This window comes from Leptotrichia sp. oral taxon 879 str. F0557 (genome assembly GCF_000469385.1).
Classification (GTDB): Bacteria; Fusobacteriota; Fusobacteriia; order Fusobacteriales; family Leptotrichiaceae; genus Leptotrichia; species Leptotrichia mesophila.
On sequence record NZ_KI271285.1, the window covers coordinates 1 to 931 of the forward strand.

The 931-nt window shown below is 33.2% G+C and carries 1 pseudogene; it reads left to right on the plus strand.

What is annotated here, in order from left to right:
• Window positions 1–155 precede the first annotated feature (155 nt).
• Window positions 156–931 (plus strand): annotated as a pseudogene (locus HMPREF1552_RS00280) (IS30 family transposase); the annotation flags it as partial.

Sequence of the window (931 nt, forward strand, 5' to 3'; positions counted from 1 at the left end):
TAGTTCAGTTTTAAACAGGTTTTACTATATATTACGATAAACTAAAAAATGTAAAAACTCATCATAATTTCATGTTAAAATGTTAGTAACGACAAAAACATTAACGAAAAGAAATATATCATAAGCCATAAATATTTTACCATAAATGAAAGAATTTGCTAAAAGAAAATTACAAAATTTCTAAAATTACTCAAATCCTTAGCAGGTACAGGTCCACCATCTACCGTGAAATCAAAAGAATTAATGGAGAATACTCTTCTGAGAATGCTCAAGAAAATGCCAATGCAAAAGCTGCTAATAAAGGAAGAAATTCAAAAATTACTGCTGAATTGAAAAATCTGATAGAGGACAGGCTCTGCAAGACTTAGTTACCTGAACAAATTGTAAAGGGGAACTATCATTTAAAACTATCTACAACTGGCTGTACAGTAATTTTCTGGATGTTTCCCTGAATGTCTTGAGAAGAAAGGGAAGGAGAGCGAAAGCTAAGGAGACAAGAGGAAAATTCAATATTGGGAAGTCAATTGGCGACAGACCGGAAGAAGTCAAGAAAAAAGAAGTTTTTGGGCATTGGGAGCTGGACTCGGTAGTTTCAGCAAGAGTAGAAAGCAAAGCCTGCTTTGCAACATTTGTGGAATTGAAGACACGATTTTATATAGCAATAAAGATGAAGGATAGAAGCAAAGATTCAATGATGAAAGCAATAAAACAGCTGACAGCCTGTATTCCAAAAGGAACATTCAAGACTTTCACATCAGACAGAGGCAAGAAATTTTTATGCTGGGAATAGATTTTTATTTTGCAGATCCTTATTAACGGTCTTCTAAGGGAATTTTACCCCAAAGAAGACCGACATATCAAAAATAGATACAAAAGACTTGTTAAGAACCTTAATGTTGATAAATTCGAGACCAAGAAAATGTTTAAACTA